Raw genomic sequence first — 20534 nt, forward strand, 5'->3', positions numbered from 1 at the left:
TGGTTAACGAATAATGGTTATGGTTCCTTGTTTTAAAACTTCATTTGAGTCTTTTATCTTATAGAAAAAGACCATATTTTGTTTGGCAAAAGTCATTGAAGATTCTGGCCAGTTATTTTGATAATTGAATTCATTTAATACCTCTTTACCTGCGCTATTGAAGATGACTACATTCACTTCAGCCTTGTTGGAGTAGGAATTAGGAATAATCCACTGATCATTTATTCCGTCGCCATTGACAGTAATAACATTAGGTATTTTAAAGTTGTCAAGATATTCTACGGTTAACTCCCTGCTTACCTCACAATTCCCTATAGTTGCTATAAGAACATAAGAGCCTTCTTCTGTAAATGTTGCGGAGGAGGAAGTGCTTATTTCTGTATTATTAGAATCATACCACCTGTAGGAGTCACCGCCACTTGCGGTAACTGTTCGGGAGCTGCTTTCAGGAAAAACGATTGTACCAGAGGGGTCAAGAGTTATCAATGCAGGATCCAGACCAGAGATAACTATTTGATTAGAAGGAAGAGGACAACCATTTCTATCTAATACCAATTGGTATGTTCCTGGTTCTGTTACCGTTAATGCTATATCGGTGATATTTAGATTTACACCATCTCTAAACCAATCATAAGATTCACCAGTCAAATTCGTGGCGGTATTTATTGTAATAGGTTCTGAAGGACCACAACTAATAAGACCGGTACTGTTAATGGTCAAAGTCTCATTTACCAATAACTGAACAGTCAGGGAGTTTGATGTTGCGTTATATGTAGTAATATTTCCGTCTACTTCATAATTACCATTTTCAGTAATATCCGTTAAACTTAGGCTTGCCGAAGTTTCTCCACTAATAGGACTGCCATCTTTTTTCCACTGGTATGAAAATCCGGAGATAAGAGAAGCAGTTACATCAGTCACGCCCCCACCCGAATCTATGGCATTAATAGTCGTTACATCAAGGACAATACTGTTGTTCGCACAGGCCGTATAAGCAGAGGCATAATCAATTACCACCTCAAAAGAGGCAGGAGTAACTACCATAGTTGCTTCAGAATCTATAGAGGTTGAGGAACACGGTCCACCGCTTAGGGAAACTCGGGCAAAATAGGAACCGGTTTCTGTTTCACTGACCGTCAAACTATTGCTTGTGGCTCCCGATATCGGGCTACCATCTCTATACCATTGAAAAGTAGGAGAAGAAGCGTCCGTTGTGACACTTAATATTTCATTTTGTCCGGGTAACACTACGACGTTCGCAGGATTATTTCTGGTTACCGTAAAATTCCCGGCATTAGTAATGGTCACGGCTGAAGATCTTTCCACACAAGCTCCGGAACCAAAAATTTCGACCTGATAGTCTCCTTCAAACCCGGGTACAGATGCATCTACAGTAAAAATATAATTATTAGATGATGGAATGGCTGCACCATCTTTAAACCAGGCATATGTTAAACTGGCATTATTAATATTTGCTTCAAGATTTTCAGTTTCACCAGTACATAAGTCAGTTTTAGTAGGGGTGTTAATAGCTATTCCTAAACTGGCCCCGGTGGTTACATCGATTATGTTTGAAAGGGTATTACCAGATCCGGAACACGCACCATAATCAATTTCCACATTATACATTCCTGCCTGTGAAACTGTAATGGAATTACTTTTTTCGGCTAAAGGCGATCCGCTTCTATACCAATTATACTGATAGGTATTTGCGTTAGGAAGATTATAAACCTCCAGGGTAATGGAGTTCCCGTTACAGACTTCAGCAGTACCATCTCCGAAGTCGGCATTGCCTTGTTGCCTGATCGTAATACCAGAATTTACATCAATAAAGTACATGGGATATGCGGCAGATGCGGCTCCAATAACAGCCGGACTTGTGCTTCTAACCCGAATTTTATAGCCTTCTCCCCTCGTATCTGTTGGGAGTGAAAACGGTATAAAGAAGTCAAAATTTGTATTTTTTGTAGCATCTCGGGCAAGTTCTACTGGGCTTGCAAAGCTCCCGCTCGCATCTGAGAGCTCAAGAATAAATTCATTATCACTGTTAACTAATGGAGGACTCCAGGTGAAATTTACCCAGTAGTCATTAAAAGTACCAGAGGCACAGGCCTTATCCCAGGGAGAACTTCCGGGAGGAGGAGTCTGGTTAGGTGCGGCAACAGGAGCATTTAAAACCTGTGCACTGAGTTGCATGCATCCTAACAGCAGTATGGTCAAAAAGAAATACTTGATTTTAAAGGATAGTTTTGCTCTCATAAGTAGTGTAGTTTGGGGGAACTACAGTTTTACCTTTTACTGGATTTGGGTTTTGGCAAACCGTATTGGGTGTTCGTTATTTTTTCGTTTTACATGCGCTGTTAAAGTTTTACTCGAATTTACCAGTGTATTTAACAACAAATATGTCATTTAATTACCTGGATGGGAATTTAATGTTGTAGCACTAATTAAATATGTTGTGAAATGGGGTTATTGTATGGTGAGGATCTTTTATAGGTGGTCATACCCTCAATTTTCCTACATTTGTGTTTCAAAATCGAATCCATGAGTGAAACACCTAAATCACTTAATTTTATAGAACATATTATTGAAGAGGACCTGGCTAATGGGTTTCCTGCTAATGCATTAAGATTTCGGTTTCCGCCGGAACCAAATGGCTACCTGCACATTGGCCACGCAAGCTCTATTTGCCTTAATTTTGGCCTTGGCCTGCGCTATAATGCACCTGTAAACCTGAGGTTTGATGACACTAACCCCATAAAAGAAGAACAGGAGTATGTAGACGCCATTAAGCGTGATGTAGAGTGGATGGGATTTGAATGGGACAGAGAATGTTATGCTTCAGATTATTTTCAACCCCTCTTTGATTGGGCGTTGGAACTTATAGAACAAGGAAAAGCCTATGTAGATAGCCAATCATCCGAAGAGATGGCCAAACAAAAAGGCACTCCAACAGAACCAGGGGTCAATAGCCCATATAGAGACCGGTCTGTTGCGGAAAACATAGAACTTTTTAAAGGAATGAAAGAGGGTCTTTATGAGGAAGGAACCCATGTTCTCAGGGCTAAAATAGATATGTCATCGAGCAATATGTTAATGCGCGACCCGATTATGTATCGCATCCTGAAGCGCGCGCATCACAGAACAAATACCGATTGGTGTATTTATCCTATGTATGACTGGACGCATGGAGAAAGTGATTATATAGAACAGGTTACTCACTCATTGTGTACTCTTGAGTTTGCTCCTCACAGGGAATTATATGATTGGTTTCTCGATAACGTAGCTGATCCAAAGAAAATAAGACCTAAACAGCGTGAATTCGCCCGGAGAAACTTAAGTCACACGGTTGTAAGTAAGCGTAAATTACTACAATTGGTTGAAAAAGGACTTGTAAATGGTTGGGACGATCCAAGAATGCCTACGATATCCGGACTTAGGAGAAGAGGATTTACGCCGGAATCTATCCGGAATTTTGCTGAGACCATAGGAATAGCTAAGCGGGAAAATGTTGCGGATGTTTCACTCTTAGAATTTCACATTAGAGAGCATCTCAATAAAATTACACCCAGGGTGATGGCTGTTTTGAATCCTTTGAAATTGGTAATAACCAATTATCCTGAAGGTGAAGAAGAATGGCTTCAGGCAGAAAATAACCCGGAAGATGAATCAGCCGGTTTTCGCCAGCTACCTTTTTCTAAAGAGTTATACATAGAACAGGAAGATTTTAGGGAAGAGGCTAACAGAAAATTTTTTAGATTAAAACTAGGCGGCGAGGTTCGTCTTAAGAATGCATATATCATTAAGGCAGAGAGTTGTACTAAGGATTCAGAGGGAAATATTTTGGAAGTTCAATGCACATATGATCCTAAAAGCAAGAGTGGTAGTGGAAGTGAGGAAAGTTTGCGAAAAGTTAAGGGCACCCTGCATTGGGTCTCTATTAAGCACGCTTTACCTGTTGAGGTAAGATTGTACGATAGGCTCTTTACAGATGAAACACCCGATGGGCATAAGGATAAAGATTTTCTGGAATTTATTAACCCAAATTCGCTAGAGGTTATTACCGGTTATGTTGAACCCAGTCTGAAAGAGGCAAATATTAACGATCGTTTTCAATTTCAGAGATTAGGATATTTTAATGTAGATGAAGATTCAACCCAAGAAAAAATGGTATTTAACAGAACCGTAACTCTTCGTGATACATGGGCCAAAATAGAACATAAACCCTTGAATAAATAAACCTTATCTGTTTAAATATTACGATTGGTATTATTTATACAAATCAATTAATATGGGGCTTGTTTAAGAGCTTCTCCACTTTGAGCCATACATTTGTAAAGCCCTAAGGTCAAATAAGCCAATAGAAGTCGCATATGGCTGTTTTAAAATTAATTAGCGTGAAAATTCCGGAATATTCAAGAATATAATATCAAAAGAAAACTCCTGCCTGAAGAATTCTGGCTGAAGTTTTAAAAAACGCTCATTAGTTTTTCTTTCCTTATTTTTTAGGTTTTTGTTTTTTCATAGATTCACCTATCATATTACTTGCAGTAAATGAAGCCACCATATTATTCAGCATATCACTGCCGGCCTGTGGTGAATTTGGAAGCAATATGAGATTGGTGTTGGTTTCTTCACCAATAGATTGAAGTGTGTCATAATGTTGGGTTACCACAATAAGAGCTGAGGCCTCCTGAGAATTTATCCCCACTTTATTAAGTACTTCTACAGATTCTTCCAATCCTCTTGCGATTTCTCGTCTTTGATCTGCAATACCCTGGCCTTGCAGGCGCTTACTTTCTGCTTCTGCCTTGGCCTTTTCAACTATCAGGATTCGCGCTGCATCTCCTTCAAACTGTGCAGCTATCTTTTCACGTTCTGAAGCATTAATTCTGTTCATAGCCTCTTTTACCTGAGCATCCGGGTCAATATCGGTCACCAAAGTTTTTATAATATCGTATCCATAGTCTAACATGGCTTCCTGTAATTCAGATTTTACTGCTATAGCAATATCATCTTTCTTTACAAAGACATCGTCTAATTTCATTTTAGGAACCTCTGCCCTAACCACATCAAAGACATAAGAAGTAATTTGATCGTGTGGATATTCTAACTTATAAAATGCCTCATAAACTTTTTCTTTAAGAACCACATATTGTACTGAAATTTTCAGTTTTACAAATACGTCGTCCAGGGTTTTGGTTTCAACAATTACATCTAATTGCTGTATTTTAAGGCCCAGGCGAGCCGCGATACGATCTATCAACGGAATTTTCATCTGTAATCCGGAATTTCTGATGCTGTGAAACCTTCCAAACCGCTCAACAATCACAGCAGTTTGTTGTTTGACAGTGAAAAATGAGGCCATAAGAATAAAAAGACCAATAAAAATAATAGGTATAAGAAGTAAATTGCCCATAGTGTATAAATTAAGTTAGTGAATACTATTTAAGAGATAGAGATGTAGAAGATATGTCGGAATTATAACCAATTTGTTACAATTTGGCCAACGCTGTTCTAATTCTATTTAGAGTTTCTTCCTTTCCAACCAAGGCCATGATATCAAATAAATGCGGACCTTTTAAATCTCCTACCATAACTAATCTTAAAGGAGCCATAACCTGTCCGAATGTTAATTGCTCTTCCCCAATCCATTTTTTAATCATTTTTTCAAGCTCAGGAGAAGAAAAATCTTCTAAGGATTCCAAGGTTAAGGCAATCTTATTCAAAATAGAAGGGGTATTTTCTTTCCACTGTTTTTTAACCACCTTTTCGCTATATGAATTTGGTGTCTGGAAAAAGTAGTTGCCCAGTTCCCAAAATTCTGACACAAAAGATGCGCGCTCTTTTATCAAAGAAATTACGCTGGTAATGTAGTTATCATTAGTAAAGAGACTGATATCAAATGCTTGTCCTTTATCTAATTTTTCGGTGAGTAAAGGTTTAAAGGAGTCTAGTAAGACTACATCATCTTGTTCTTGCAGATAATGATGATTATACCACTTGGTTTTTTCAGGATCAAATCTGGCGCCGGATTTGTGTACCCGACTTAGGTCGAAAGTTTTAATCAGCTCATCCAGGTTGAAAAGCTCCTGTTCCGTACCGGGGTTCCAACCCAATAGTGCGAGAAAATTCACCACTGCTTCCGGAAAGTAACCAGCCTCTTTGTAGCCTACAGAATCCCCCCATGAAAGTGGAAATATTGGAAACCCACCTTTTTCCCCATCGCGTTTACTCAATTTACCTTTTCCTTCAGGTTTCATAATTAATGGAAGATGGGCAAATTTAGGGGCATGCCATCCAAAAGCATCATATAATTGTGTATGAAGGGCCAATGAAGGTAACCATTCTTCACCGCGAATGACGTGACTTATCTCCATAAGATGATCGTCTACAATATTGGCCAGATGATAAGTGGGCATTCCATCACTTTTATATAAAACCTTATCATCTAATATGTTGGTGTCAATTTGTATATCACCCCTAATAATATCCTTTAGATGCAATACTTCATCCTCTGGGGTATAAAAGCGGATAACATAATTTTGTTGATTGGCCAACCTGTTTTGAAGTTCTTCCGGCGTGAGTGATAGCGAATTATCTAGTTTTAAACGATTATGCCAATTATATATAAACGTCTTACCCTTCCTTTCATGGTCCTTCCGGTGAGCATCAAGACTTTCAGCGGAGTCAAAAGCGTAATAAGCCTTTCCGCTCTCAATGAGCAGATCTGCATATTTCTTGTAAAGTAATTTTCGCTCGCTTTGTCTGTATGGGCCATAACCTGATTCTTTTTCCGGACCTTCATCAAAAGGAATGCCGCACCAGTTTAAGGCATCAATGATATACTTCTCTGCCCCTTCCACATACCTATTTTGATCTGTGTCTTCTATTCTGAGAATGAAATCGCCATTGTTTTGTTTAGCGAAGAGATAATTATAAAGGGCAGTTCTAACCCCACCTATATGTAGTGGCCCTGTTGGACTTGGCGCAAACCGAACACGAACTTTTTGAGTCATTTAAACAAAGTTAGGCGACAAAGATAGTTGTAAAAAAAGCACAATAAAATAAATTATAAACTTGCTGCTTTCATTTCATCAGGTATTCTTGGATTCATTACTCTAAACCATAGCGGAGGCAGAAAGGAAAGGACCATTGAAGTGGGGTAACCAAAGGGCATCTGTGGTGAACTATCATGATAATCCAAAATCTGGTATTTTTTGGATGACTTAAAGTGGTGGTCACTATGTCTCGTCAATTCATATAAAATGATGCGACCCATTACATGATTACTGTTCCAGGAATGAACTTCGCGAACTCGCTCATAGCGGCCTGAGGGTAGTTTTTTTCTGATCAATCCATAATGTTCTATATAATTAACAGTTTCAAGGAGTAAAAAACCGACTAATGCCGCCAGGATGGCATATATTAAAACTGAATAACCAAAAACGAAGTAGATAAAACCTAAGTAAATCAACTGAATTATGGTATACCACAGCATATCATTATATACGGAGAACATACCCCTGTTATGGGATCTCAGCAGTTTTCTCATAATAACCCAGGCATTTATGTATTGCCGTGAAACAGAAGTTATCCAAAAAGAATATACCGATTGGTTATATTTTGCAGTAGCGGGATCTTCTTTTGTGGCCGCATGAACATGATGCCCAAAATTATGTTCAATGTAGAAATGCATGTATAAAGACGGAAGAAGTAAAAGCTTACCCAAAAAACGCTCATAAGTGTTTGCGCGGTGCCCTAATTCATGCGCTACATTAATACCATTGGTTCCCAATACAATGCCCGTAGATATTATTATTCCCAGTAATTCATGGTTGTCATATGAACTGCTGGCAAGTATATTTAAGGAATAGTAAAGGAGCCCAAAAACAAGGGGAATATTTAAATATAGTAACCAGTCAAAAAGTTTATTTTTTAGACTGGCTTCTCTTTCCTTTCCTTCAAGGTTTGTGGCATTTATGGGGAGCAACAACTCCATAGCCGGGATCAGCAAAAACGCGTATACTGGCGTAATAAAACTCCAATATCCCTTAAAGTAAATTCCAATAAAGGCTGAGATTGGTATAGTAAATGCGGCAAGGTACTTTAAATCTTTCATTCACTACTTTTTAACAAATATTTGAGGCAAAAATCTAGTTTAACAGGTATCTTGGTATTAAATATAGCAGAATTTGAGCAGTTATGACAACATATTAGATAAACTGAATCAGTTTAGTCGTAAGTATTATACGAAAATGTTGATAAAAGGAGGGCTACTTTTTTTAGCTTTTGGGGTGCTGTATTTTCTGTTAATACTTGGTATTGAATACTTGTTCTGGCTTAATTCAGAAGGACGTTTTATATTGTTATTACTGTTTTTGGCAGTTGAGGCATTCTTAATCTATTATTATATAGCAATTCCCATTTTCTATATATTAAAATTTAAAAAGGGAATAAGTAATAAAGAAGCTTCATTATTAATCGGGAAACACTTTGGGGAAGTAGGAGATAAATTATACAATCTACTTGATTTAGCAGAGGACAATGACAGGTCTGAACTTTTATTGGCGAGTATCCAACAGCGTTCAGACAATTTAACAATGGTGCCTTTTACCAGAGCAGTAAACTTCAAGGATAGTTATAAGTACTTAAAATATGCAACGATTCCTGTTTTATCAATATTGGTGCTATGGATTTCAGGAAATATGGATTCTTTTTTTGGTTCTTATGAGCGAGTTATAAATTATGATACGGCTTACGAACCACCAGCTCCTTTTGTTTTCAGACTAATATCCGGTGATTTACAGGTTTTGGAGGACAGCAGTTTTACAGTTCAGGTAGCAACAGAAGGGAAAGTTAAGCCAACGGATGTCTATATAGTTGTAAATGGGAAGGAAATCTTGCTTCAAAAGGCTAATGGTTTCTATGAGTATACTTTTAGCGCTCCTTTACTTACGACAGAATTCTTCTTTAAAGCCAATGAGGTTAGTTCAAGGGTTTATGAATTGAAATCATTGAAAACACCATCAATACAATTATTTGAGATTACTTTAGATTATCCGCCATATACTAAAATGCCCCCGGACATCCTTAAAAGTACCGGAAATGCAACTTTCCCGGAAGGAACAAAAGTAAGCTGGAAACTTGAAGGACTTAATACGGAAGAAATAGTCTTAAGCAGCAAAGACACTACGATTACATTAAATAATAATCAAAATGTATTTACACTTAGCAAGACAATTTATAATGAGTTTTATTACGCCCTAGCTACATCAAACAGGAATGTGGCAAACTATGAAAAACTCGATTATCATTTTCGCGTTGTTAAGGATGCTTATCCCTCTATTAATGCGAAGATGGTTACAGACTCTATAAACCCTAATATGGTCTATTTCATTGGAGAAGCTTCTGATGATTATGAGTTGAAATCAATTAAGCTAATTTGCTATCCGGATAACAATATAGAAGATAGACAAACGATAAGTTTAGGAACACCAAATGCAAATTATAATCAGTTTTATTACACTTTTCCCACAGGTTTAAATCTGGAAGAGGGACGGACTTATTCATACTATTTTGAGGCGGTAGATAATGACGCAATTCACAATGGAAAGGCGTCTAAATCACAATTATTTACGACTGCAATATTGGATAGTAATGAGTTGAATAACAAAGAATTAGAAGCGCAACAAGCTTTAATTAAGGGTATTGATAATACGCTTGAAAAGTTTAAAAAACAAGAAGAAGCGCTGAAGGAAATTAACAGGGAGCAAAAGGAAAAGAATAGCTTGAATTTTAACGATCAGATGCAAGTAAAAGACTTCTTAAAAAAGCAACAGGATCAGGAGCAGTTGATGCAAAAATTCAGCAAGCAATTAAAGGATAATCTTGAAGCTTCAGACAAGGAAGATAAATTAAGTAAAATGCTAATGGAACGCCTGGAACGCCAGGAAATAGAGGCAAAAAAGAACGAAAAACTGCTGGAAGAACTCAATAAGGTAGCCGACAAAATAGACAAGAAGGAATTGTCAAAGCGACTTGAGGAACTAGGTAAGAGTCAACAAAATAGCAAAAGAAATTTAGAACAACTGCTTGAATTAACTAAGCGGTATTATGTTACAGAAAAGGCAGCACAATTAGCAAAGGATTTAGAAAAATTAGCCGAAAAACAGAAGGAATTATCCGAAACAGAAATGGATAAGATTAGTCCTGATTTGCAAGAGGAAATGAATAAACAGTTCGAGAAACTAGCCAGGGAACTGGAGGAACTTAAAAAAGACAATAAGAATCTTAAAAAGCCCATTGATTTAAAGATTGATAAGAATAAGGAAGAGGGAATCAAAGGTGATCAAAAGGAGGCCCTGGAAGAATTGAATAAACAAAAAGGGGAGGAACAATCTGCTAATGAAAGTGATCAGGAGAGATCTGCCAATAAAGTAAAACAAAAACAAAAAGCCGCATCTCAGAAGATGCAGGAAATGAGCGAAGAGTTGAGCGCATCAGGCTCTATGAGCGGAGAATCGAATATTACTGAAGACGCCGAAATGTTGCGTCAGATTTTAGATAATTTAGTTACTTTTTCTTTTAAACAGGAGAACTTATTTGATCAGTTGGAAAGCACAGATTTTGATATGACAAATTATTCGGGTACTGTAAGAAAACAAAAGGAATTGCGAAATTTGTTTGAACATATAGATGATAGTTTGTTTGCCTTATCCTTAAGAAGAGCCGAACTATCCGAGTTTGTAAATGAACAAATAACCGAAGTCTATTATAATATAGATAAGTCATTAGAGAGCATAGCGGATAATAAAATATATCAAGGCGCTGCATATGAGCAATATGTTTTGAATGCTTCAAATAGCCTGGCTGATTTTTTGGCAAACCTCCTTGATAATATGCAGCAAAGTATGAAACCGGGATCTGGATCGGGGAACCCAAATGATGGGTTTCAGCTTCCGGATATAATTAAGGGACAGGGTGAACTTAAGGATAAAATGGGTCAGATGGGTGAAATGGGAAAAGAGGGCGGTGAAGGCAAAGAAGGAAAGGGTGAAAAGCCTGGTCAAAAAGGACAAGGAGGGGAGGAAGGTAGTAAGGGTAATAATGAAAATGGTGATACTAAGCAAAACGGGGATGCTAAACCTGGCGAGGGAAATAAAGGGGATGAAGGAAAGGATGGGAAGACTGGCGCTGGCGGTGAAGGAGGCATAAGTGAAGAAGAAATGAAAGAAATTTATGAAATCTATAAGGAACAGGAATATTTAAAACAGCAACTGGAAAGACAATTACAAGACATGTTAAATGCTGGGGATAAAGGGCTGGCTCAAAAACTCGTCAAACAAATGGAGGATTTTCAAAATGATCTTTTGGAAAATGGAATAACCCAAAGAACAATGGACAGGATGAATTTCATTGAGCATCAATTGTTAAAACTGGAAAATGCGGCCCTGAAACAGGGTAGAAAGGAAGAAAGAGAGAGTAAAACGAATACCAAACAATTTCAAAATCCGGTTTTAACCAGGCCGGCTGTTCTGGAGAATTATAAAAATGAAATTGAGATTTTAAACAGGCAAGCCTTACCTTTGCGGCAAAATTATCAGGAAAGGGTTAGAAGTTATTTTAGAAAGGATGATTAACTATCACTATGAAGGAAAATTTCATCTAGAGGACAGCAATAAATATACCAGTTGGATTAAAAATATTTTAGAAAGCGAAAACGCTCAATTAGGTGAATTAAGCTATATCTTTTGTACAGACGAATATTTGATTGAATTAAATCAAAAGTATTTGAAGCACAATTCATATACTGACATTATTACGTTCGACTATTCTGAAAAGGATATTATATCAGGCGAGATCTATATTTCGGTAGATCGTGTTAGGGAAAACGCACTGCATTTTAATGAAGAATTTAATAAGGAATTACAACGTGTAATGGCCCATGGAGTTTTACATCTGTTGGGTTATAAAGATAAGACGGAGAAGGAAAGAGAAAAAATGAGGACTAAGGAAAATGAAAAAATCAAAATGTTCCACGTGAAACAATAAGTGAATAATGTTTGAAAAGGAGTATGATGTTATTGTCGTAGGAGGTGGGCATGCCGGAGCTGAAGCTGCGGCTGCCGCCGCTAATATGGGTTCAAAAACATTGTTAGTAACAATGAATTTGCAGACTATTGGACAAATGTCCTGTAACCCTGCTATGGGTGGAATTGCCAAAGGACAAATAGTTAGAGAAATAGATGCCCTGGGTGGTTATAGTGGAATTATAACGGATAAATCGGCTATTCAATTTAAGATGTTGAACAAGTCTAAAGGCCCTGCTATGTGGAGTCCAAGGGCGCAAAATGACCGAATGCGTTTTGCTGAAGAATGGAGACTTGCCTTAGAGAAGACAGCTTTAGTTGATTTTTACCAGGAAATGGTAAATGGATTACTAGTAGAGGGAGATAGAGTGATAGGTGTTAGAACTTCATTGGGTGTGGATATAAAATCCAGAGCAGTGGTGCTTACGAACGGTACATTTTTAAATGGTCTGATACATATTGGGGATAAACAATTTGGAGGCGGCAGAGCAGGTGAAAAATCAGCTACCGGAATTACAGAACAATTGACTGATTTTGGATTTCAGAGTGGTCGCATGAAAACAGGCACACCACCTAGGGTAGACGGGCGATCTTTAGATTATTCTAAAATGATTATACAGCCGGGGGATCCAAATCCGGAAAAATTTTCATTTTTGGAATCTCATACTTTAAAGGAACAGCGTGATTGTCATATGACCCACACCAATAGCCTTGTGCACGAGTTATTAAAAGAAGGTTTTGACCGTTCTCCAATGTTTAATGGAAGAATAAAAAGTATTGGTCCAAGATATTGTCCATCTATTGAGGATAAGATTAATCGATTTGCCGATAAAGACAGCCATCAGATTTTTGTAGAACCTGAAGGATGGCATACAGTCGAAGTTTATGTAAATGGATTTTCTACATCACTACCGGAAGATATACAGTACAAAGCATTAAAATCGGTAGTTGGATTTGAGGGTGTGAAATTTTTCAGACCCGGATATGCTATAGAGTACGATTATTTTCCACCTACCCAGTTAAAACATACATTAGAGACCAAGCTGGTGCAAAATCTTTATTTTGCCGGACAAATTAATGGCACTACAGGTTATGAAGAAGCCGCATCTCAAGGCATAATGGCCGGTATAAATGCACATTTGAAGATTAATGAAAACGAACCTTTTATTTTACAAAGGGATGAGGCTTATATTGGCGTTTTAATAGATGACCTTATTACTAAAGGAACAGAGGAACCTTACAGGATGTTTACCTCAAGGGCAGAATATCGGACCCTGCTAAGACAGGATAATGCAGATCTTAGGCTCACTCCAAAAAGTTTTGAAATAGGACTGGCCAAAGAAGACCGTCTTATTGCTATGAGGGAAAAGGAAAAAAAGTCTAATGAGTTTATACAATTTTTCAAAAATACCAGCTTTAACCCGGCACAGATCAATCCAATTTTGGAAGATGTGTCTTCGGCACCGGTAAAACAGTCCGATAAAATGTTCAAAGTATTTTCCAGACCCGGAGTCACAATGTCTCATATGTTAAAACTGGAAAAGGTTTCGAATTATGTAGATACTAATCACTTAAACAGAGAGGTATTAGAGCAGGCTGAAATCCAGGTAAAATATGCAGGATATATAGCTAAAGAAAAGAATAATGCAGATAAACTTCAACGCTTAGAAAATATCAAAATTCCTCAAAACTTTGATTATAGTAAGTTAAAATCCCTTTCTTTTGAGGCCAGGGAAAAACTATTAAGTATACAACCTGCCACAATTTCCCAGGCCTCCAGGATAAGCGGGGTTTCTCCAAGCGATATAAGTGTTTTGCTGGTGTACATGGGGAGATAGACAAAGATTGTTCCACGTGGAACAAATAGCAGGGAAGACGATTAGTATTCCGGAATTGTTTGCCTCTTATTTAGCCGCCAGAACAAAGAGTATAGCTCAATTTAATACTGGGAAAAACATACTTAAAATCTAAAAATTCTTTGGGTATTACGGGAGGTGGACTTAATGGAGTTTCGTTTTTTCAAGACGGTGTTTTAGACTATCTTCGAATTGGAAAAACAGATTTTAGGCGAGATTAATTGAAAATGAAGAAATTTTTAAAGACCAAAGATTTTTCGGTTTCCGGGGAAGAATTTGAATTAATATTGGACTCGGAATTAAATATGCTACGGACACACCCGGAGCCTAAGGACCTGGATAATTATTATAATAGTGAAGCATATATTTCTCATACAGATTCCAAAAAAACTTTAGTTGAAAAACTCTATCAATATATTAAAAAGCACAATCTCAGAAAAAAAATTAACCTAATTAATAAATATTCCACCTCAGACAAAACACTATTGGATATTGGAGCAGGCACTGGTTCTTTCCTTGAATCTGCTAAAGATAAGGGCTGGGAGGTATATGGAATAGAGCCAAATAAAAAGGCAAGGGACCTGGCATTAAATAAGGGATTGAAACTAGAAGAAAACATCGATCTTCTGGAAAAACAAAGTTATCAGGTAATCACTCTTTGGCATGTACTTGAACATTTGCCTGATCTGGAATTACAGATAAACAGAATAACATCACTTTTAAATAAAGATGGGACTTTGATCCTTGCAGTTCCAAATTTTCAATCTTATGATGCAGGGCATTATAAGGAATATTGGGCAGCTTATGATGTTCCCAGACATCTTTCGCACTTCTCACAATTATCTATTAGAAAGCTTTTTGCTAAAAACGGAATGAAGGTAATAAGAACAAGGCCCATGATATTCGATTCCTTTTATGTCTCTTTACTTTCCGAAAAATATAAACACGGCAAGGGGAATTTTATAAAAGCATTTTTGGTTGGGCTCAAATCAAATATATGGGCATGGAAGACAAAAGAGTATTCATCGCTTCTTTACATTCTTAAAATGGATAAAAAAGCGTTTTAAAGCGATTTAAGCGTATATTATTTAAGCCAGTATTGTTTCCCTCATTTATCTTGAATTTTATCAATTATAAGGCGTTAAGCAAACGCAAAAACAATAGACAAAACATCTGATATGTTTAAAATATTATAAACAAAATCTATTATCAATTTAGTCTATAAAGAAGGAGAGCTTATTCTCTTTTTAAGAGTAGCCAGGCTAATTATTGAATAAAACTCAAAGCATTACAAAAACCTTTACTATTTTTGCCGAACAAAATTTAAGGACCACATGAAGAAAATAGTTTTAGCAATTCTTTTAATCACAGCAGTAGCTTGTGAGCAAAATAAAATTGGCTTTGTTGATAACGTAACATTGATGGATGGTTATCAGGAAAAAATTGATATGGAAGCCAGATATAAAATTAAAGCAGAAGCACTAAATAAAAAAAGAGATAGTATTTCTCAGGTGTTTCAATTGGAAGCACAGGCTTTTCAAACCAAAGCGCAAAGTATGCCTCAAACTAAAGCTCAGGAAGAGTATGGATTGTTGCAACAAAAGGGTCAGTTTATAGGCCAACAATTACAGCAGGAAGAACAACAAATGCAATCGGAAGGTCAGGTCGAAATGGATAGCTTGATAAATAAGGTAAAAAAGGAGATTACCGGCTTTGGAAAAAGTAATGGCTTTACTTATATCTTAAGCGGTGGAGAGGGTGGCAGTGTACTATATGGAACTGACGCCAAGGATCTTACACAGGACATTCTGAAAATCCTAAACGAGAAATATAAGAACTGATATCTAGGATTAATTTAGCTATAAAGCGCTTGCAAGAAGATTTATTTAAAACCAAAAGGAAAGCTAATCTGGAGAATTAATTTTGATTTAAGGCTGAAGTAGAAAAACAAGGAAAACAGCCGGAATAAAATAAATTGCAATAGTTCTTGCCCCATCATAATCTTTTGCGATTCTTTGCCCAAACAGCAACATTAGCAATGCTATACACGACAAGATTGCCCCATAAAGCGCAATGGTGCCTTCTCCAATAAAGATTAGTTGATATATCCCTACAGAACATAAAACCGCCGCAATCACTTCTGCAAGAAGTATGGTAGCCAGCAGGAATGGAACCAGTCCTTTTAATGGCGTATCCATAAAATGACCTTGCAACCAACCCAGATTTCCTTTCCAATCAATTATTTTGTCAATCCCGCTTTGAAAAAAGGTAATTATCAGGAAGAGTAAGATTAAAATAGCGGCCGCATTATTCAGAATGTTTTCCATAATATATTATATAACAGTTTTATAATCAATTATTTGGAATAGATTATACTGATTTGGCAGCTCGTTTATGTAAAAGGCGAGTTAGCCTTATGGATAAATCCGTCAGTATAATTTTTGAATTCCCATTGCGTTCTATATGATAAATAGCTTCTTCCAATTCCTTTACTATAGGCACAATATTTCTTTCGTGAATAAAAGGGGCAAATTTCTCAAGTTGAAAGCCGTCAATATGAATACGCATATAGACCAATTCTTTGACATTATAATTCAATAGCATGGCCTGTCTCATTACTGCCAAACAATATTTTAAAAATTTTTTCTGAGTTTCTCTTCCGGTTTTGGCAACTTCTTCACTCCAGAGAATTAATTCATGAATAGCTGCCTTATTACCTTTTGCTTTAAAAGCACTTCGAACCCATTGCACAAACCACTTTTCAAAAATTAACTCTTCAGAATCTTTGTTCATAAGATCCATAGCTTTGTTAAAATTTCCGTTCGCTTCATGGGCAACCCTCAAAGCTTCTTCTCTCATTAATCCTTTTTCTATTAATGCAGCAGCAATTGCATCTTCAGATAATGGCGGAAAGTGTAATACCTGACACCTGGAACGTATCGTTTGTAGGATCTGTTCTTCGTCCTCGGCAATAAATATGAATACAGTTTTATCAGGAGGCTCTTCAATTAATTTAAGCAGTTTATTAGAAGCGGCAATATTCATTGTTTCAGCCATCCAAAGAACCATTATTTTATATCCCCCCTCATAAGATTTTAAGGAGAGTTTTTTTACAATATCATGAGCTTCGTCAACTCCAATTTGTCCTTGTTTTTTTTCAATACCAATAAGTTGGTACCAATCAAAAAGATTTCCATAAGGCTGTTCTTTTACGAATTGCCGCCATTCTTGCAAATAATTATCGCTAACGGCATGAGATTTAACTTTATCTGAATTGGACACGGGAAATGCAAAGTGTAAATCCGGATGGGATAAAGAATTACATTTCAGATTACATGAATCTTCCATTGGAATGTTCTCACCCCCTGAATTCTCACACAACAAATATTGAGCATAAGCCAAAGCTGTTACAAGCGTGCCACAACCCTCGGGCCCTACAAATAATTGTGCGTGCGGTATGCGTCCTGCATCAGCACTTGACCACAGATGATTTTTAATATGAGAAAGCCCCAGAATATCCTTAAATAACATACCTTCAAATATAGGACATTTGATCATCTAACAATAAATTATTGGAGTCGCCTTTAACTGAATTGTAATAATCTTTACATTTGCCATTCTCTAAACAATTATTCCTAATGGTAACAGTAGATGATTTTAATTTTAAAAACAAAAAAGCTTTAATTCGGGTAGATTTTAATGTTCCGTTAGATGGGGAATTTAATGTAACAGATTCCAATCGAATTGAGGCGGCCAAACCAACTATAATTAAAATTCTGGAAGACGGGGGAAGCGTAGTTCTTATGAGTCATCTTGGGAGACCTAAGGGAGAGCGAATTTCTGCCTTATCATTATCTCATATTTGTGATAAAGTATCAGAAGTCATCGGCGTTGAGGTGAAGTTTGTAGATGATTGCGTAGGAGAAAAGGCCGAAAGAGCGGTAGCAGAATTAGAAAATGGAGAAGTCCTTTTGTTAGAAAATCTTCGCTTTTATGCTGAAGAAGAAAAAGGAGATGCAGCCTTTGCAGAACAATTGTCACACTTAGGAGATATATTTGTCAATGATGCTTTTGGCACAGCCCACAGAGCTCATGCTTCTACGACAATAGTGGCAGGTTTTTTTCCTGATAAAAAATGTTTTGGATACCTGTTGGCAAAAGAAATCAAGGCTATAGATAAGGTTATGAAAACAGGAGAAAAACCTGTTACAGCAATACTAGGAGGTGCTAAGGTCTCCTCTAAAATCACCATTATTGAAAACATCCTGAGTAAAATAAATCATTTGATTATTGGGGGTGGGATGACCTATACTTTTATAAAAGCGCAAGGGGGTAAAGTAGGAAATTCAATATGTGAAGATGATAAAATGGAACTTGCACTTTCCATACTTAAAAAAGCGAAAGAACTGGGAGTTCAGGTTCATCTTCCCGTAGATGTTATAGCCGCCGATGCTTTTAATAAAGATGCAAACACTAAAATTGTAGCCGTTGATAATATCCCTGATGGCTGGCAGGGATTGGATGCCGGCCCAAGGACTTTAGAGATCTTTAAAGAAGTAATACTAGCTTCCAAAACAATACTGTGGAATGGTCCTGTAGGCGTTTTTGAAATGGAGAGCTTTGCAAAAGGCACCATATCTGTTGGTAATTTTATTGACGAAGCTACGAGAAATGGGGCATTTTCCTTAGTTGGAGGAGGAGATTCCGTCGCAGCTGTAAAACAATTTGGGTTTGAAGATAAAGTAAGTTATGTATCTACTGGCGGAGGCGCCATGCTGGAAAGCCTGGAAGGTAAATCGCTACCCGGAATTGCGGCAATATTAGAGGCTTAAAGCCGTTATCGATTAACGGGTGTTTTGTTTTTTAAAAATAGTTTAGGAAGCATTATTTTAATGTTTCATAAAAAAATGCGATTTTCGCTTACACCCTTCGGCCAAATATCAGATTTATGACTGCAATTAGAGAAATCATTCTTTACATTTTTCTTCTTGTTTTTGTTGGGCCATTGCTGGCACAAAAACAAGACACACCACCTATTTTGGATGACGCATCCTCAATAAATAAATCGACGAATGAAAAGGTTGAAATAATCCAAAAACCAATTAACCTGAATGCCGTATTCAAGGAAACCTTGACAAAAAAGGACAATTCAATTGAATCCACTGCGATAAGTGAAGGCTACAGCCTTAAGGATAATTCTAAAGCTGCTGAATATGACAGCTTATGGATGAAGGAACTATATGAAAATGCAAGCCTCTATGATGACATGTATAATTATGTCTCAAATTTGGAAACAGACTCTTTAAAAGAGCGCACCATTGATACTGATGTATTAAAGGAACGATTAGAATTACTTAATCAGAAAACTCCATTTAACATTGCATATAACCCCTCACTGGAAAGAGTAATACAGTCTTTTTTGTTGCGGAAGCATGAATTTATGGAACGCATGATTACGGCAAGCCAGTTTTATTTTCCCATGTTTGAGCAGGAATTGGACAATTACAATATTCCTTTGGAAATAAAGTATCTCGCAATCGTGGAATCGGCATTAAACCCCAGGGCAAAGTCAAGAGTGGGTGCTACGGGTCTTTGGCAATTTATGTATAGCACAGGCAAGATGTATGGTTTGGATGTAAGTAGTTATGTGGATGAGCGCAGCGACCCCATTAAATCAACTGAAGCGGCATGTAAATATTTATCTAAACTTTATGAAACCTTTGGGGACTGGGATTTAGCTTTGGCGGCGTACAATTCGGGCCCCGGCAATGTAAATAAAGCTATTAGAAGATCGGGTGGTTATACGAATTATTGGAATATTAGAAGGAATCTTCCCAGAGAAACTGCTGGTTACGTACCGGCATTTTTAGCGACTATGTATTTGTTCGAGTATGCAAACGAACATGGAATAAAGTTAAATAAGGCTGAACGACCTTATTTTGAAACGGATACTGTTCTGGTTAAAAAGCTTATTACGTTTGATCAAATTTCAAAACTGGTAGGCGTAAGTAATGAAGAGTTAAAAGTTCTTAATCCTTCATATAAACTAGACATTATTCCTAAAATAAAAGGGAAAGAATATTCCTTGCGACTCCCTAAAGATGCTATGGGTAAATTTGTAGCCAACGAGGCAGCTATTTACGCATTCGCAGAAAAAGAAAATAAAAGCAAAGAAAGCACCTTGCCGCAATTGGTTACAGCTGAGGACAGAATTCGATATAAGGTTAGAAGCGGGGATTACCTGGGCAGGATAGCCGAACGTTATGGTGTTGGAGTTAGCCAGATTAAACAATGGAATGGCCTTAGAACTAATAATTTAAGAATTGGTCAACGACTCACCATTTATCCCAGAAAGCCGGTAACCGTGGTTTCTTCTAATAATAAAACCCCTGTTAAATCTACCCCCACAGTTAGTTTTTCAGGCGATTCTAAAGTTCACACTGTAAAAGAAGGCGATTCATTATGGACTATCTCCAGAAAATATCCCGGAATTACTATTGAAAAATTGCGACAATGGAACGGTATTAGCGGTAACAATCTGCAGCCAGGCACAAAATTGAAACTGTGCGATTGTTCATCCTAAAAT

At 37.1% G+C, this 20534-nt stretch carries 14 protein-coding genes; 8 read left to right on the plus strand and 6 right to left on the minus strand.

Annotation, left to right across the window (positions count from 1 at the left end; all coding sequences use genetic code 11):
* Positions 1-3: 3 nt before the first annotated feature.
* On the minus strand, positions 4-2259 hold the full coding sequence (locus Q0874_RS03735) for a gliding motility-associated C-terminal domain-containing protein (protein WP_299159548.1): 2256 nt from the start codon (positions 2257-2259) through the stop codon (positions 4-6).
* 285 nt (positions 2260-2544) lie between these two features.
* Here Q0874_RS03735 and Q0874_RS03740 point away from each other — a divergent pair, with 285 nt between their 5' ends.
* Positions 2545-4239, plus strand: a complete 1695-nt coding sequence (locus Q0874_RS03740; protein ID WP_299159551.1) for a glutamine--tRNA ligase/YqeY domain fusion protein — start codon at positions 2545-2547, stop codon at positions 4237-4239.
* 259 nt (positions 4240-4498) lie between these two features.
* Here the strand turns inward: Q0874_RS03740 and Q0874_RS03745 are convergent, their stop codons facing one another.
* From Q0874_RS03745 to Q0874_RS03755, 3 genes are all read right to left on the minus strand, one after another.
* Positions 4499-5419 carry an SPFH domain-containing protein gene (locus Q0874_RS03745; RefSeq protein ID WP_299159554.1) on the minus strand — a complete coding sequence of 307 codons (921 nt, stop codon included), beginning with the start codon at positions 5417-5419 and terminating at the stop codon, positions 4499-4501.
* Between the two features lie 76 nt (positions 5420-5495).
* Positions 5496-7019, minus strand: a complete 1524-nt coding sequence (gene gltX, locus Q0874_RS03750) for a glutamate--tRNA ligase (protein ID WP_299159557.1) — start codon at positions 7017-7019, stop codon at positions 5496-5498.
* 53 nt (positions 7020-7072) lie between these two features.
* Entirely contained in the window at positions 7073-8122 is a 1050-nt protein-coding gene (locus Q0874_RS03755) for an alkane 1-monooxygenase (RefSeq protein WP_299159559.1), read from the minus strand.
* 136 nt (positions 8123-8258) lie between these two features.
* Between Q0874_RS03755 and Q0874_RS03760 the strand changes: the two genes are divergently transcribed.
* The 5 genes from Q0874_RS03760 (at position 8259) to Q0874_RS03780 (ending at position 15789) form a co-directional block, all read left to right on the plus strand.
* Complete coding sequence (locus Q0874_RS03760) at positions 8259-11642, plus strand: DUF4175 family protein (RefSeq protein ID WP_299159561.1); 3384 nt, start codon at positions 8259-8261, stop codon at positions 11640-11642.
* Entirely contained in the window at positions 11635-12054 is a 420-nt protein-coding gene (gene ybeY, locus Q0874_RS03765; RefSeq protein WP_299159563.1) for an rRNA maturation RNase YbeY, read from the plus strand. The genes Q0874_RS03760 and ybeY overlap by 8 nt, the downstream gene beginning before the upstream one ends.
* 7 nt (positions 12055-12061) lie before the next feature.
* A complete protein-coding gene (gene mnmG, locus Q0874_RS03770; RefSeq protein WP_299159566.1) occupies positions 12062-13930 on the plus strand; it encodes a tRNA uridine-5-carboxymethylaminomethyl(34) synthesis enzyme MnmG in 1869 nt (622 codons plus the stop codon).
* Between the two features lie 245 nt (positions 13931-14175).
* Positions 14176-15015, plus strand: coding sequence for a class I SAM-dependent methyltransferase (locus tag Q0874_RS03775; protein ID WP_299159569.1), 840 nt, complete (start codon positions 14176-14178; stop codon positions 15013-15015).
* A gap of 267 nt (positions 15016-15282) precedes the next feature.
* The gene (locus Q0874_RS03780) at positions 15283-15789 is read left to right on the plus strand and encodes an OmpH family outer membrane protein (protein ID WP_299159571.1); all 507 of its coding nucleotides are present in this window, start codon (positions 15283-15285) and stop codon (positions 15787-15789) included.
* A gap of 87 nt (positions 15790-15876) precedes the next feature.
* Here Q0874_RS03780 and Q0874_RS03785 read toward each other — a convergent pair whose 3' ends face one another.
* Together Q0874_RS03785 and Q0874_RS03790 are read right to left on the minus strand one after the other, a co-directional pair.
* Positions 15877-16275 carry a DoxX family protein gene (locus Q0874_RS03785; RefSeq protein ID WP_299159573.1) on the minus strand — a complete coding sequence of 133 codons (399 nt, stop codon included), beginning with the start codon at positions 16273-16275 and terminating at the stop codon, positions 15877-15879.
* A gap of 43 nt (positions 16276-16318) precedes the next feature.
* Positions 16319-17479 carry an ATP-binding protein gene (locus tag Q0874_RS03790; RefSeq protein WP_299160101.1) on the minus strand — a complete coding sequence of 387 codons (1161 nt, stop codon included), beginning with the start codon at positions 17477-17479 and terminating at the stop codon, positions 16319-16321.
* Between the two features lie 107 nt (positions 17480-17586).
* Here Q0874_RS03790 and pgk point away from each other — a divergent pair, with 107 nt between their 5' ends.
* Both pgk and Q0874_RS03800 read left to right on the plus strand, forming a co-directional pair.
* A complete protein-coding gene (gene pgk, locus Q0874_RS03795; RefSeq protein WP_299159575.1) occupies positions 17587-18780 on the plus strand; it encodes a phosphoglycerate kinase in 1194 nt (397 codons plus the stop codon).
* Between the two features lie 116 nt (positions 18781-18896).
* Positions 18897-20531 carry a lytic transglycosylase domain-containing protein gene (locus Q0874_RS03800; RefSeq protein WP_299159578.1) on the plus strand — a complete coding sequence of 545 codons (1635 nt, stop codon included), beginning with the start codon at positions 18897-18899 and terminating at the stop codon, positions 20529-20531.
* Positions 20532-20534: the final 3 nt, after the last annotated feature.

The organism is uncultured Eudoraea sp. (assembly GCF_947490415.1).
GTDB lineage: Bacteria > Bacteroidota > Bacteroidia > Flavobacteriales > Flavobacteriaceae > Eudoraea.